General features: G+C 32.4%; 12 protein-coding genes. 8 read left to right on the plus strand and 4 right to left on the minus strand.

Annotated features, from left to right (window positions below; genetic code table 11):
• Positions 1-21: 21 nt before the first annotated feature.
• Both panD and panC read right to left on the minus strand, forming a co-directional pair.
• Entirely contained in the window at positions 22-372 is a 351-nt protein-coding gene (panD, locus tag AC0L4B_RS02700) for an aspartate 1-decarboxylase (protein WP_473438438.1), read from the minus strand.
• 13 nt (positions 373-385) lie between these two features.
• On the minus strand, positions 386-1,234 hold the full coding sequence (gene panC, locus AC0L4B_RS02705; protein WP_473438439.1) for a pantoate--beta-alanine ligase: 849 nt from the start codon (positions 1,232-1,234) through the stop codon (positions 386-388).
• 109 nt (positions 1,235-1,343) lie between these two features.
• On the opposite strand from panC, the gene AC0L4B_RS02710 reads away from it, so the two are divergent.
• The 7 genes from AC0L4B_RS02710 (at position 1,344) to AC0L4B_RS02740 (ending at position 12,649) form a co-directional block, all read left to right on the plus strand.
• A complete protein-coding gene (locus AC0L4B_RS02710; protein WP_289044541.1) occupies positions 1,344-2,153 on the plus strand; it encodes a glycogen/starch synthase in 810 nt (269 codons plus the stop codon).
• A 29-nt stretch (positions 2,154-2,182) separates the two neighbouring features.
• The gene (locus AC0L4B_RS02715; protein WP_473438440.1) at positions 2,183-3,820 is read left to right on the plus strand and encodes a DUF4270 domain-containing protein; all 1,638 of its coding nucleotides are present in this window, start codon (positions 2,183-2,185) and stop codon (positions 3,818-3,820) included.
• 6 nt (positions 3,821-3,826) lie between these two features.
• Positions 3,827-5,674: a glutamine--fructose-6-phosphate transaminase (isomerizing) gene (gene glmS / locus AC0L4B_RS02720; RefSeq protein ID WP_473438441.1), complete on the plus strand. Its 1,848-nt coding sequence runs from the start codon at positions 3,827-3,829 to the stop codon at positions 5,672-5,674.
• Between the two features lie 488 nt (positions 5,675-6,162).
• Positions 6,163-9,000, plus strand: coding sequence for a TonB-dependent receptor (locus AC0L4B_RS02725; protein WP_473438442.1), 2,838 nt, complete (start codon positions 6,163-6,165; stop codon positions 8,998-9,000).
• Between the two features lie 3 nt (positions 9,001-9,003).
• Positions 9,004-10,623: an SGNH/GDSL hydrolase family protein gene (locus AC0L4B_RS02730; RefSeq protein ID WP_473438443.1), complete on the plus strand. Its 1,620-nt coding sequence runs from the start codon at positions 9,004-9,006 to the stop codon at positions 10,621-10,623.
• 178 nt (positions 10,624-10,801) lie between these two features.
• Entirely contained in the window at positions 10,802-12,310 is a 1,509-nt protein-coding gene (gene atpD / locus AC0L4B_RS02735) for a F0F1 ATP synthase subunit beta (protein WP_054852482.1), read from the plus strand.
• Between the two features lie 60 nt (positions 12,311-12,370).
• A complete protein-coding gene (locus AC0L4B_RS02740) occupies positions 12,371-12,649 on the plus strand; it encodes a F0F1 ATP synthase subunit delta/epsilon (protein WP_028291586.1) in 279 nt (92 codons plus the stop codon).
• Between the two features lie 71 nt (positions 12,650-12,720).
• On the opposite strand, the gene AC0L4B_RS02745 is transcribed toward AC0L4B_RS02740, so the two are convergent.
• Positions 12,721-13,161, minus strand: coding sequence for a LexA family protein (locus tag AC0L4B_RS02745; protein ID WP_028291585.1), 441 nt, complete (start codon positions 13,159-13,161; stop codon positions 12,721-12,723).
• A gap of 124 nt (positions 13,162-13,285) precedes the next feature.
• Positions 13,286-14,545 (minus strand): Y-family DNA polymerase, encoded by a 1,260-nt coding sequence (locus tag AC0L4B_RS02750; protein ID WP_473438444.1) that lies wholly within the window; start codon positions 14,543-14,545, stop codon positions 13,286-13,288.
• A 209-nt stretch (positions 14,546-14,754) separates the two neighbouring features.
• Between AC0L4B_RS02750 and AC0L4B_RS02755 the strand changes: the two genes are divergently transcribed.
• Positions 14,755-15,330 (plus strand): hypothetical protein, encoded by a 576-nt coding sequence (locus tag AC0L4B_RS02755; RefSeq protein WP_473438445.1) that lies wholly within the window; start codon positions 14,755-14,757, stop codon positions 15,328-15,330.
• The last annotated feature ends 1 nt before the right edge of the window (position 15,331 follow it).

The following is a 15,331-nucleotide window of genomic DNA, read 5'->3' on the forward strand; positions in this document are numbered from 1 at the left end:
TATAAATGTTTTTTTTGACACTTACTTAAGTAAATTATTTGATTCGTTTGGAAAAACTAATGAAGGTTTAAACACTTTAGCTTCTTCAATATCCATAAACGCATATGTTATTAATATTAGGATATCATCCTTAGCAACTAATCTTGATGCTGCACCATTTAAAGTTATTTCTCCACTATTTCTTGGACCAGGAATAGCATAAGTTTCTAGACGTGCACCATTATTATTATTTACAATTTGCACTTTTTCTCCTTGAACGATATTTGCTGCATCCATTAAATCCTCATCAATAGTTATACTACCAATATAATTTAAGTCAGCACCTGTTACTTTAACTCTGTGAATTTTTGATTTTACTACTTGTATTTGCATAGGGCAAAGATAATTAATTTAAAGCGATATTGTCAATTAATCTTATATCGTCAGCATAAACTGCAATAAACGCTCGATAGGTTTTAGATTTATGTTTTTGTGTAACTGTTTTTAATGTGTCAGTGTCTGCAATTATAAAATACTCTAATTGTAATAAATCATGATTTGCAAACTGATGTTCAACCCATTGTGTAACATAATTAGCACTTTTTGTGCCAAACTTAGTTTTGGCATGCTGTAAAGTTTTATAAATAAATGGAGCAGCTGTTTTATATTCTGGTTTTAAACGTACATTTCTTGAGCTCATAGCCAAACCATTGGCTTCTCTGTGTATTTCACAGCCTACAATATTTACAGGTATATCATAATTATCAACTAATTTTTTAATTATTGTTAGTTGCTGAAAATCTTTCTCACCAAAGTAAGCGTTGTCAGGCGTAACAATTTCAAATAAGCGCTTGACTATAGTACCAACACCATCAAAATGTCCTTGTCTAAAACGTCCTTCCATTTCAAATTCTAAACCATCAAAACTAAACTTTTGTGCTTCAACATTTTCCTGATAGATATCTTCAACACTTGGTGCGTAAACCACAATATCTTTAGACACAGTTTTTAAAAGTGCTACATCATTATCCAAAGTGCGTGGATACTTTTTCAAATCCTGAGCATTGTCAAATTGAGTAGGATTGACAAAAATACTAACAACCATAATATCGTTATTAGACAAGCCTTCTTTGATCAAAGACAAATGACCTTGATGTAAAGCTCCCATTGTTGGGACAAATCCAATCGTTTTATTACTCTGCTTGAAAGCAGAAATATGATCGTTTATTTTGTTTTTATTAGTAAATACAAGCATTATTAATATTTAATTAACTATTGCAAACTTAATATTTTAGTAACAATTAGCATAAAATTTTGTACTTTTGCGTGTTTTTTATTGATAATTCCGAAAAGCCAAACAATATATGAAAGATAAGAGGATATTATACGTATCATCTGAAGTGGTGCCTTACTTACCAGAAACAGAAATTTCTTCAATGTCATTTGAGACACCTAGAATGGTTAACCAACAAGGTGGACAAATAAGAATATTTATGCCACGATATGGAAATATCAACGAAAGAAGACATCAATTACATGAAGTGATTAGATTATCTGGAATAAACCTTGTTGTTAACGATTTAGACATGCCTTTAATTATAAAAGTAGCCTCTATACCTAAAGAACGTATACAAGTTTACTTTATAGATAATGACGAATACTTCAAAAGAAAAGCAACTTTAACAGATGAAGACGGAAATCTTTTTGAAGATAATGATGAGCGTGCAATCTTTTTTGCAAAAGGTGTTATTGAAACTGTGAAAAAATTAAACTGGTCACCAGATATTATTCATGTTCATGGATGGTTAGCTTCTTTATTACCTTTATACTTAAAGCAGTTTTATAAAGACGAACCTTTATTTAACGAAAGTAAAATTGTAACTTCTATTTACAAAAGTGGCTTTGAAAAAACATTAAATACAGATTTAGTCAAAAAAATTAAATTTGATAACATCGAAGACGACAAAATCAAATTACTTAAAGACCCAACTTACAATAATCTAATGAAAGTAGCTATAGATAGCTCTGACGCATTAATTGTTGGATCAGAAGACCTTCCTGAAGAGTTAACTAAATACTTAGATAACTCAGAAAAACCAGTTTTAGGTTATCATGCTAAAGATGAATTTAGCGAAGCATACACTAATTTTTATACAACTAGCGTTTTAGATTAACGCAATATTGCCATACTCAAGAATTCCCTATGAAAAAATCCATAATAAACTTCATCAAGCCATTAGCGCTATTGATGATTATTGCTATTACATCAATAGCTTGTGAAAAAGATTTTGTAAATATAGAAAGTGACATAACTGGTGCAGAAAACTTTACTACAAATAGTAAAATATTTCCATTTATAGCATATAATAAAAAAATTGATCCAGTTCAAACCAATGACTTATCCAGTTACGCTTTAGGTACATATAACGACCCTAATTTTGGTCTTACATCTGCTGGAATAGTAACACAAATAGTTCCAGACGAAGTAGATCCTGAATTTGAAGATAACCTAGAGGTTAAATCTGTAAAACTTTACATTCCTTACTTTTCTACAGTTGAAGGTACTGACGACGATGGCAACACAACATATACATTAGATTCATTATTTGGAGATGCAAGCAGTGGGTATAAATTATCTATATATAAAAACGAATATTTTTTAAGAGATTTAGATCCAGAATCTGATTTTGAAGAAACTCAAGCATACTATTCAAATGCATACACAGATTTAAACTTAAGCGCTTTTGAAGGAGAGCTTATATATGAGAGTGACATAAATGGTTTCTTACCAAGTGATCAATATGTGGCTATTCAAGAAATACCCTTAGAGGAGACAGAACTTGAAGACCTTGAAGATAATCGAGCACCAGGACTATATTTAGATTTAACTAATCAAGAATATGGTTTAGACCAATGGAAAGACCTTTTAGTTCAAGCTGATGGAACAACAAACCCTAACCTATCAAGTGCTAATAACTTTAAAAACGCTTTTAGAGGTTTAATTTTTAAAGTAGAACAAATTAATAGTAATGATGGAAACATGATTTTTCTAAACATTGATACTACAGCAAAAATAGATTTAAGATACGAAACAGATATTGAAGACACAACAACTGACGAAAGAGAAAGAGATACCTATACCTTTAATCTTAATAGCAACAAGTTTAATATATTTGAAACTTTAACTTCAAACGTTACGTTAACTGATGGTAATGAAACCACAGGTGATGATCAATTATTTCTAAAAGGTTTTGAAGGATCCATGACTGTTCTTGATTTATTTAATGGAAACGTAATAGACGAAGACAATAACACTCAAGATGCACTTGAATATTTTAGATCTAAAGAAGAGCAGTGGTTAATAAATGAAGCCACTTTAAGTTTTTATGTAAACCTACCTCCTGATCAATCAGGAACTGTAGAACCAGACAGAATAACTTTATACAACCTGAACAACAACTCTCCTATTATTGATTACTTATTTGATAGTAGTTCAAACACAGCAGACCCTTTCAATTCTCATCTAATTTATTCTCCTAAACTTGAAAGAGATGAAGATGAAAACGGAGTAAAGTATAAAATAAGATTGACAGAACACATAAATGATATACTACTTAAAGACTCAACTAATGTCAAATTAGGACTTTTTGTAACTACCAATATAAATTACACAACGACTTCAAAAATATTAAACACCACAAGTGATGATGATGATGTTAATGCAATACCTAGAGGCACAACTTTAGCTCCTGAAGGAACTATACTATACGGGAACACAACATCAGTTCCTGATGATTTAAAAGCCACTTTTCAAATTTATTATACAGAACCAGAAAACTAAATACATATGTGTGGAATAGTAGGATATATAGGCAAAAGAGAAGCCTATTCTATAGTAATGGAAGGTCTTAAAAGATTGGAGTACAGAGGCTATGATAGTGCCGGCATAGCACTTTATGATGGTACAGATTTAAAATTAGCCAAAACCAAAGGAAAAGTAATAGATTTAGAAAATCGTGTCAAAAAGGAGATAAGCACTAATGGTCATGTAGGTATTGGACATACACGTTGGGCTACTCACGGAGTACCAAATGATGTAAACTCACATCCTCATTACTCAAATTCTGGAGATTTAGTAATTATACATAATGGTATAATTGAAAATTATGAATCTATAAAAAAAGAATTAATTAATAGAGGTTACACTTTTCACTCAGATACAGATACTGAGGTATTAATTAACTTAATCGAAGACGTAAAGAAAAACGAAAAAGTAAAATTAGGAAAAGCAGTACAAATAGCCCTTAATCAGGTAGTAGGCGCATATGCTATAGCTGTATTTGATAAAAATAAACCAAATGAAGTTGTTGTTGCAAAACTTGGTAGCCCCCTTGCTATTGGTATGGGTGAAGATGAATTTTTTATCGCAAGTGACGCCTCTCCTTTTCTTGAATACACAAAAAAAGCTATTTATTTAGAAGATGAAGAAATGGCTATTATAAGTATGAAAAAGGGAGTGAAAATAAGAAAAATTAAAGATGATACACTTGTAGCTCCTTATATTCAAGAATTAAAAATAAATCTTGAACAAATTGAAAAAGGTGGTTATGAACATTTCATGTTAAAAGAAATACACGAACAGCCTAATGCTATTTTAGACACCTACAGAGGAAGACTTCTTGCTAAAGAAGGCATCATTAGAATGGCTGGGATAGATGATAATATCGAAAAATTTTTAAATGCTAATCGCATTATTGTAGTTGCTTGTGGTACTTCATGGCACGCTGGACTAGTATCTGAATATATATTTGAAGATTTAGCAAGAATACCTGTTGAAGTAGAATACGCTTCAGAGTTTAGGTATCGTAATCCAGTTATAACAGAAAAAGATGTAGTTATTGCTATTTCACAATCAGGAGAAACAGCAGATACGTTAGCTGCAATTAAGTTAGCGAAATCTAAAGGTGCATTTGTATTTGGAGTCTGCAATGTTGTTGGGTCTTCAATAGCAAGAGAAACTAATGCTGGTGCATATACACATGCAGGTCCAGAAATTGGTGTTGCTTCAACCAAAGCATTCACTACACAAATTACTGTGTTAACTTTAATAGCTTTAAAATTAGCTAAAGCCAATGGAAGCATGTCTAATTCTGATTTCCATCATCACTTACAAGAATTAGAGTTAATCCCTGATAAAGTTAAAGAGGCTTTAAAAGCAGATGACCATATCAAACTTGTAGCACAAACCTATAAAGACGCTAAAAACTGTTTATACTTAGGACGTGGATATAATTTTCCTGTTGCACTAGAAGGCGCATTAAAACTAAAAGAAATATCATACATACATGCTGAAGGTTATCCTGCTGCAGAAATGAAACATGGACCTATCGCATTGATTGACGAGCAGATGCCTGTTTTTGTAATCGCTACGAAAAGAGGTCATTACGAAAAAGTAGTGAGTAACATTCAAGAAATCAAATCTAGATCGGGAAAAATAATAGGAATTGTTACCAAAGGTGATGAAGATGTAAAAAAAGTAGCTGACCACATCATTGAGGTTCCTGAAACTATTGAATCACTGACTCCATTGCTTACAACAATCCCTCTTCAACTACTATCATATCATATTGCAGTAATGTTAAATAAAAATGTTGATCAACCTCGTAATTTAGCAAAATCCGTTACCGTGGAATAACTAAATCATACATCTTTAATCAAGATTTCATTAAAAAAAGAGTTCCTTAAAGGGAACTCTTTTTTTTAAAGCATACTATAAATTTAACGAATATAGGCTCTAAAGAATAGCATTTAAAAAACTGAAATCAATTTAAAATTTAATTATTCACAATAAAACAGAGATATTCAAATTACAATCAAAGGTAGTTCTAGCATTAAAACAATTAACCTCGAAAAATCTAATCAATTATTAATCTGTTTAAAATAGTCTTTACAGTTAAATAATTTATAAAACCTATTAAAAATACAGATATTATTAAGTATTTTTTACAGTATCATCAAAGTTTACAATTCCCTAAAATTCACTTTATTTTTTTATGAAAAAACTACTTTTAACCATGTTATTTTTAGAATAACTTATTATGCGCGCATAATTTTTAGTGAGTTTTTATTAAAATTTAGTTAAAAAACGTATATTGGCGTAATTAAATTAACTAAATCTAAAAAATGAGAACAATCCTTTCAATTATATTGTTATGTTTTTGTGGACTTTCTTTCGCGCAAACAACAATATCAGGAACTGTGGTAGACGACGTAAGTCAGCAACCTATTCCTAGTGCAAATGTCGTAATAGCAGGTACATCAACAGGAACTGCGACTGATTTTGATGGTACCTTTGTCTTAACCACAGATCAAAAACCTCCATTTAAAATACAAGTAAGTAGTGTTGGGTTTACAGGTAAAGACATAGAAGTTACTTCAAACAATCAAAAATTTAATATCGTCCTTAATGAAGGTACATCGTTAGATGAAGTAGTAATATCTGCGTCTAGAACACCTGAACGTATTTTTGAATCACCTGTAACTGTCGAAAGATTTGGATTAAAAGAAATTAAAAACACAGCTTCTGCAGATTTTTATGATGGATTAGAAAACTTAAAAGGTGTAGACGTAAACACAAACAGCTTAACATTCAAATCTGTTAATACACGTGGTTTTGCAACATTTGCAAATACTAGATTTATGCAATTAGTAGACGGAATGGACAACTCAACTCCAGCATTAAATTTTCCTATCGGAAATTTAGTAGGTATGACTGAAACTGATGTTTTAAGTGTTGAATTACTTCCTGGAGCATCATCAGCCTTATATGGAGCAAATGCATTTAACGGAATTTTATTCATGAGAAGTAAAAACCCGTTTGACCATGAAGGCATTAGTGCTTCATTTAAAAGAGGAATCACCTCTCAAGAAGCAGCTGGTGATAATCCTTATACCGATTTAAGTTTAAGAATGGCTCACAAGTTTAATGATAAATTTGCTGCTAAAGTTAACTTTGGTTACTTAAAAGGTACAGATTGGCAAGCAACTAGTACGGTTGACAAAATCGATCCAACAAGAACCAGATCAAACACTAATTATGATGGTATCAATGTCTATGGAGACGAGGTTTCAACAAACATTAGAGCTGCTTCTGGCTTAGGAATCATACCTGATGTAGTTGTTAGCAGAACAGGGTATAACGAAAGAGATTTAACACCTTACAATGCTGAGAGTGTAAAAGCAGATTGGGGATTATACTATCGTCCAATTGAAGATAACAGTTTAGAATTATCATATGTTGGAAAAGTAGGTACTGGAACAACAATTTATCAAGGTACTAACAGATATAATATTGATAATTTCTTCCAACAACAACATAAATTAGAAGTTAGAAATGACAACTTTTTTGTTAGAGCCTATGAAGTTTCTGATAAAGCAGGAGATTCTTACGATATGGTTTTTACTGGAATCAATATAAATAGAGCTTGGAAAAATGATCAAGATTGGTTTGAAGACTACATCGAAGCCTATGCAGGAGTTGAATTAAATGGAAATCCAGGAGGATTCACAGATGAACAAAAGCATAAACATGCTAGAAATGTTGCAGATGAACATTATGATATTGATACCAATGGACAACCCATCATTGATGGTAATGGCAATCCAATTGAATCAGATGGTATTATTAGATACGAGCCTGGCTCACCTGAATTTAAAGCTGCATTTAACAAAAGTATCAATGACCCTGACTTATCAACAGGATCAAAATTCCAGGATGCCTCAAAATACTTCCACAGTGATGCTAACTACAACTTTAGTCATTTAATAGATATAGCTGAAATTCAAGTTGGTGGATCATACAGAAAATACAAATTAAACTCTGGTGGTACAATTTACACAGATGGTGATAGTCCTATTGAATATTCAGAATTTGGAGTATATTCACAAATTCAAAAAAATCTAGAACTTGAAGGCGAAAAAGAATTAAAGCTGACTGTATCTGGACGATATGACAAATCAGAGTTATTTGATGGTTTTTTCTCTCCTCGATTATCTGCAGCATTAACATTAAACAGAAATCATAATGTAAGAGCATCTGTGCAAACAGGTTTCAGAAATCCAACAACACAGGATTTATTTATAGGACTTGATGCAGGTAGAGCTATATTAGTTGGTTCTGCTCCTAGCAATCTTGATAGATATACTAGAGATTACGATATCAGTTTAGAAGGACAAACCTTCTACGGACAACCTTCTCAAGTTACTCAAACTGGAGCTGCAGCTTACAACAACTCTTATTCAGCAAGTTCAGTAATTGATTTTGCAGCTACTGGAAATCCAGCCTTATTAGAGGTATCAAACCCAGATATTATCAAACCCGAAAAAGTAACTTCAATGGAAGTTGGATATAGAGGAAAATATGAAAGTATTATCGTTGACTTAAGTGCTTATTATAACAAATATGAAGACTTTATCTCTCAAGAAGTTGTGATTTCTCCATTTTATGGTACAGCAGGTGATAATGGTTTATCAGTAGCAGCATTAGCAAATGGCGATTACCAAACTTATAGTGCGTATACAAACTCTAGTGCAGATGTTAGCTCATACGGAGCCTCCATTGGATTATCCACTAAAGTATTTAATGGATTTGATTTAAGCGGAAGTTACACTTTTACTAAACAAGATTTTGATAAAGCAGGAAACCCAGATTTTCAAACAAACTTTAATACACCTGAACATAAATTTAAAGCTTCATTTGGACATACTAACGTATTTGAAAACTTTGGTTTCAATGTATCATATAGATTTAGTGATGACTATTTCTGGGAAGCCACTTTTGGAAATGGTATAATCCCTGAATTTCATGTAGTTGATGCTCAAGTTAATTATAAAATACCAAATCTAAAGTCAATTATAAAACTTGGAGCAACTAACTTAACAGGTCAGGAATACTTCACTGCATTTGGAACAGGATTTATTGGATCTATGTACTATGCGTCATTAACGATTAATAATTTATAAGAAATGAAAACATTCAAAAACATAAAATATATTGGATTACTTGCTGTAGCTATTAGCTTCACAGCATGTAGCGACGAGGAAGATTTTGAAGAGCTTTTAGATCAACCACCAACGCAAGAAGCTAATCTACCAGCATTAACGAGTGGTTCAGCAGACTTTTCAACTTTTGTCTCATTAGGCGCATCTTTTACTGCAGGTTTTACTGATGGTGCATTATTTGAAGCTAGTCAGGAAGATTCTTTCCCAAAGACACTATCAAAAATATTTTCTGTAGCAAATGGAGGCGCTTTTAACCAACCATTAATGAATGATAATATTGGTGGCTTAGTGTATCAAAACAATATAGTAGCTAATCCTAGACTATACTTTAATGGAACTGGACCAGAAGTTCTACCCGCTATACCAACTACAGATATAGAAATTAGCTTAGCTACAGATGGAAGAATTTTTAAAAACGTTGGTGTTCCTGGCGCTAAAAGTACGCACATAGGTTTAAATGGTTACGCTAGTTTAAATCCATATTTTGGGCGTTTTGCAAATTCGCAAACAGTATCAATGTTAGAATATGCTATTGCACAAAACCCAACATTTTTTACTTTGTCAGAAATTGGAGGTAATGATGTTTTAGGCTATGCCACTTCAGGAGGAGAAAGTGATACTACATCAGACAATTACAACCCAATTACGCCGACAACAACATTTGATTTTGTGTTTAACGATATGGTTAATCAATTAACTGCTGTAACACCTAATGGAGTAGTTACTAATGTACCATATATTACAGATTTACCACATTTTACAACAGTACCTCACAACCCTCTAGATCCTACAAACCCTGATTTTGGCCCACAAATACCATTATTAAACTCAATATTTGGTGCACTAAACCCAATATTTGAAGCTGTAGATCCGGCAAGAGCTATTGTGTTTTCTACTACAGAAGCAAGTCCTGTAGTGATTAAAGACGAAACTTTAGATGATATATCTGCAATAATTAGCGCACAGCTAAATGCTAGTCCAACTTTTCCAGCTTTTATAGCACAATTTGGATTACCAGCCCAAGCCGCACCATTAGTAGCAAACCTTTTAGGTGCTACTTATGGACAAACAAGACAAGCAACACCAGCTGATTTATTAGTATTACCAAGTTCTTCAATTATAGGAACTATAAACGAAGCTAATGTAGGGGCACTAATGGGACAAGGTTTACCACAAGCCTTAGCTGGACAATTTTCTGTAGAAGGTGTAAGCTTACCATTAGAAGACAAATGGGTGTTATTGACTTCAGAACAAGATGAAATACAAACAGCTACAGATGCTTACAATGCTACTATAGCAAATGTTGCCAGCACAAAAGGATTAGCTTTAGTTGATTTAAACGGAATTTTAAGTCAAGCCTCTTCTACAGGTATCATGTTTGATGACTACAACTTAACTACAAGTTTAGCTACAGGTGGCTTGGTTAGTTTAGATGGTATACACTTAACAGCTAGAGGCTATGCTTTAATGGCTAATAAATTTTTAGAAGCTATAGACTCAACCTATGGCTCAAACTTTATCGCTTCAGGTAATGTTGCAAAAGCTGAAGATTTTGGCGTGACATACTCACCAACATTACAGTAAACACATTATAAATGATAATAAAAACGTCTGCTTTTTAGTAATAAAAAAAGCGGACGTTTCACGTATATAAAAAAGGTTAACAAACCCCTTTTATATTAAATTAAAACACCTATCTTTGCACGCGAAAACAGAAGGTGTTTTCTTTCAATTAAATACCATAATATTAAACAGATAAGTAATGTCAAAAGTTACAGGTAAAGTTGCTCAAATAGTAGGTCCAGTTATCGATGTTGAATTCGACGCAGGTACTGCACTTCCAAAAATTTACGATTCATTAGAAATTAATAAAGCTGACGGTTCAAAATTAGTACTAGAAGTACAATCTCACATTGGTGAAGATACAGTACGTACTATTGCAATGGACTCATCAGACGGTTTAAGTAGAGGTACAGAAGTTGTTTCAACTGGAGCTCCAATACAAATGCCTGTTGGTGGTGATGTTTACGGACGATTATTCAATGTAATTGGAGACGCTATTGATGGTTTAGGTGATTTACCTAAAGCTGGAGATGCTGGATTACCAATACATAGATCTGCTCCTAAATTTGAAGATTTATCTACATCTACGGAAGTATTATTTACTGGTATTAAAGTAATTGACTTAATTGAGCCTTATGCAAAAGGAGGTAAAATTGGATTATTTGGTGGTGCAGGAGTAGGTAAAACAGTATTAATTCAAGAGTTAATTAATAACATTGCAAAAGGACACGGTGGATTATCTGTATTTGCTGGTGTTGGTGAAAGAACAAGAGAAGGTAATGACCTTTTAAGAGAGATGTTAGAGTCAGGAATTATCAAGTATGGTGATGACTTTATGCATTCTATGGAAGAAGGTGGATGGGATCTACAAAAGGTAGATAAGTCTGCTATGAAAGATTCTAAAGCAACTTTTGTATTTGGACAAATGAATGAGCCACCTGGAGCTCGTGCTCGTGTAGCACTTTCAGGATTAACTATAGCAGAATATTTCCGTGATGGAGCTGGAGATGGTCAAGGTAAAGATGTACTTTTCTTTGTTGATAACATTTTCCGTTTTACACAAGCTGGATCTGAGGTATCTGCATTATTAGGACGTATGCCATCTGCAGTAGGTTACCAACCTACATTAGCAACTGAAATGGGAGCTATGCAAGAGCGTATTACTTCAACTAAAAAAGGATCAATTACATCTGTACAAGCGGTTTACGTACCTGCGGATGATTTAACGGATCCTGCACCAGCAACAACGTTTGCTCACTTAGATGCAACGACAGTATTATCTCGTAAAATTGCTGAGCTAGGTATTTATCCTGCAGTAGATCCATTAGATTCTACTTCAAGAATTTTAACTGCTGATATTTTAGGTGATGAGCACTATGACTGTGCACAAAGAGTAAAAGAGTTATTACAACGTTACAAAGAATTACAAGATATAATTGCTATTCTTGGTATGGAAGAATTATCTGAAGAAGATAAAATGGCTGTAGGTAGAGCTAGACGTGTACAACGTTTCTTATCTCAACCTTTCCACGTAGCAGAACAATTTACAGGACTTAAAGGTGTTTTAGTAGATATTAAAGAAACTATTAAAGGTTTTAATATGATAATGGATGGTAAATTAGATCATTTACCAGAAGCAGCATTTAACCTTAAAGGGTCTATTGAAGAAGCTATTGAAGCTGGAGAAAAAATGTTAGCTGAGGCATAAATTAGTTAGCAGTATTTAGTTAACTATAAACTACAGCTGCAAACTGCAAACTAAAAGACTATGTATTTAGAAATTGTATCACCAGAAGCGACATTATTTAAAGGAGAAGTAACAAGTGTTACTGTTCCTGGTATTAATGGTGAGTTTGAAATGTTAAATAATCACGCACCAATTGTATCTATATTAAAAGAAGGTACGGTTAAAATTGTGGGAAATATCACTTTAGATAAAGAGGTTGAAGACCAATTTACAAAAGGAAACAATAATACGACACTATTAAAAATAAATTCTGGTACGCTAGAAATGAATGACAATAAGTTAATTGTATTAGCAGACTAATACTTTTACTAGATCACAATAAAAAAGGCGAAACATATGTTTCGCCTTTTTTATGCTCTATTTTTTAAAAATTAAACCTTCTTAATTACATTAGTAACAATTCCCCAAATTAAAAAGTTATTATCCTCTGTTATTTTAATAATTGGATAGTTAGGGTTTTCTGGTTGTAACCAAACTTCGTCTTTAGACACACGTAATCGTTTTACCGTAAACTCTCCATCAAGAAAACAAACTGCAATTTTATTATTTGCTGGCTCAAGACTTCTATCTATAACTAATAAATCGTTATCATCTAACCCAGCTCCAATCATAGATTGCCCACTAACTTTTGCATAAAAAGTGGCTTCTTTATTTTTCACTAATTCTTCATCTAAAGATAAACGATGTTCTTTAAAATCTTCTGCAGGCGAAGGAAATCCTGCCGAAATTCCTGTATCAAAAAATTGACCTGCAACTCCGTCAATAGTTTCTGGCGTATAGAAGGTTAAACTTCCAGATTTATGTGCAATCATAGTTATCTCTATTTATATATTGATATTACAATAAGCTATAAGCAAACCCATACTGTATTATCTAAATTATTCTGTTTATAAATTTACTTATTATTAGTGAGATTAGTTTATTATAAAAGTCATTTTATTTCACGACTATAATGTCATTAATATTTGTGGTGTACCTTGGTGACAGTCGGTCTTGACGCATTTTCCAGGTTTGTTTTAAATCTTGATTAGCTATTTTAATGGCTGCACCTTTATATTTAGCATTAATAGCATCTATGGATTGCATTAATGGTTTGTGTTTGGGGTTTTCGGTATCAAATAAATGTAACTGATGATTATCTGTAGGCACTAACCCTGTAACAATGACACCTGCTTTTTTATACTTTATACCTTTTTTAAAAATGGACATCACAGCACTAACAGCGCAATTACTAATTACTAAAGAAGAATCTGTTGGATAAGATAAATTTACGCTAGTACTTGCACGATGTTGGCTTAATTCGGTTTTATGTTTATCACTTTTTAACATAACTATAATAACATGGCAACTTGACCCTTGTTTACGTAACTTTTCTGCACAAACAACAGCAAATGTAGCTATACGTTCTTTAATATAACTACTATCAGAGTAACTAAAATCAAAACTTCTAGTAGTGGCAATCATTTTTTTCTGATCTACAGCTTCATCTAGTTTTAATGTTGTTACCCCTTCTAAATCTCTTTTTAATCTTGCTTCTACTACCGAAAAATTACGTTTCACCCAATCATCGTCAAGTTTTGTAAAATCATAAGCAGTTTGACATCCTTTAGTCTTTAAACGTTTTGACAGCTGTCTTCCAACTCCCCAAACATCTTCAATTTTCAACCATTTTAAAGCTTTTACCCTTTTTTCTTCTGAATCAATAACATAAACCCCTTTAGTCTGAACAGGAAATTTACGAGCAATTTTATTTGCAACTTTACTTAATGCTTTAGTTGGAGCAATACCAACACATGTTGGTATTCCTGTCCATTTTAAAATCCGTTTTTTTATTTGTTGTCCATAAACCTCTAAATCGTAATTATCAAAACCTTTAAATTCTAAAAAAGATTCGTCAATACTATACACTTCAATATCTGGTGAAAACTGTTTAAGTATGGACATAACACGATTACTCATATCACCATACAATGGGTAATTAGATGACAAAATAGTAACGTTATTAGCTTTACAAAAGGATTCCCATTTAAAAATAGGAGCTCCCATTGGTAAACCCAACGCTTTAGCTTCGTCACTACGTGAGATAACACAACCATCGTTATTACTTAAAATAGCGACTGGTTTTCCTTGTAAATTAGGGTTAAAAACACGTTCGCAAGAAGCATAGAAATTATTACAATCCACAAGTGCAAACATATGTGCGAAAATACATAAACTATTTGAATTTTTTGAAAAAAATATTTTGTAAAATGTTAAATTTAAAAAACTGATAAAAATTAATAACTAAAAAATTGTAACAAAATTAATAAATCAACTACCAATAAAATAAGACAACAAAATGTAAAACATATTTAATTGTGTAACAATTTTAAACGTCCTATATTTAATCACTAAAATTTATACTTATGTTAGATTGGTTTTCTAGTTTAGAGATGTTTTCAAAAGTATTTTGGAGCCTTGCCTTAATAGCGTCATTAATTTTTATAATTACTATAGCGCTGTCTTTTATTGGTGGAGACACAGGTGATTTTGGCGATGTAGACGCAGATATTGATGCAGATACAGGAATTGGATTTCAATTCATAACCTTTAAAAATCTAGTTGGTTTTTTCACCATTTTTGGATGGTCAGGTATCGCGTGTATAGATGCTGGATTGTCCAAACCATTAACCATAATTATTGCTAGTATTTGTGGACTTATTATGATGGCTATTATGGCTGCCATGTTTTACTACATGCGCAAACTAAGCGATAGTGGCACACTTAATTACAGTAATGCTATAAACCAAATAGGAGAAGTTTACCTAACCGTTGGCGCTAAACGATCCAATATAGGAAAAGCCCACGTCAGGATTCAAGGTGCTTTAAGAGAGTTAGAAGCATTAACAGACAGTACAACAGATTTAAAAACTGGTACAGTAATAAAAGTAAAATCTGTAACATCAAACGGAATATTAATCATTGAAAAACTTAACAACTAAT

It is taken from the genome of Olleya sp. NP1-10, from assembly GCF_055804415.1.

Excerpts from the sequence above, each read along its gene's own strand:
- panD (WP_473438438.1), bottom strand. The coding sequence starts at position 372 with ATGCAAATACAAGTAGTAAAATCAAAAATTCACAGAGTTAAAGTAACA.
- panC (WP_473438439.1), bottom strand. The coding sequence starts at position 1,234 with ATGCTTGTATTTACTAATAAAAACAAAATAAACGATCATATTTCTGCT.
- AC0L4B_RS02710 (WP_289044541.1), top strand. The coding sequence starts at position 1,344 with ATGAAAGATAAGAGGATATTATACGTATCATCTGAAGTGGTGCCTTAC.
- AC0L4B_RS02715 (WP_473438440.1), top strand. The coding sequence starts at position 2,183 with ATGAAAAAATCCATAATAAACTTCATCAAGCCATTAGCGCTATTGATG.
- glmS (WP_473438441.1), top strand. The coding sequence starts at position 3,827 with ATGTGTGGAATAGTAGGATATATAGGCAAAAGAGAAGCCTATTCTATA.
- AC0L4B_RS02725 (WP_473438442.1), top strand. The coding sequence starts at position 6,163 with ATGAGAACAATCCTTTCAATTATATTGTTATGTTTTTGTGGACTTTCT.
- AC0L4B_RS02730 (WP_473438443.1), top strand. The coding sequence starts at position 9,004 with ATGAAAACATTCAAAAACATAAAATATATTGGATTACTTGCTGTAGCT.
- atpD (WP_054852482.1), top strand. The coding sequence starts at position 10,802 with ATGTCAAAAGTTACAGGTAAAGTTGCTCAAATAGTAGGTCCAGTTATC.
- AC0L4B_RS02740 (WP_028291586.1), top strand. The coding sequence starts at position 12,371 with ATGTATTTAGAAATTGTATCACCAGAAGCGACATTATTTAAAGGAGAA.
- AC0L4B_RS02745 (WP_028291585.1), bottom strand. The coding sequence starts at position 13,161 with ATGATTGCACATAAATCTGGAAGTTTAACCTTCTATACGCCAGAAACT.
- AC0L4B_RS02750 (WP_473438444.1), bottom strand. The coding sequence starts at position 14,545 with ATGTTTGCACTTGTGGATTGTAATAATTTCTATGCTTCTTGCGAACGT.
- AC0L4B_RS02755 (WP_473438445.1), top strand. The coding sequence starts at position 14,755 with ATGTTAGATTGGTTTTCTAGTTTAGAGATGTTTTCAAAAGTATTTTGG.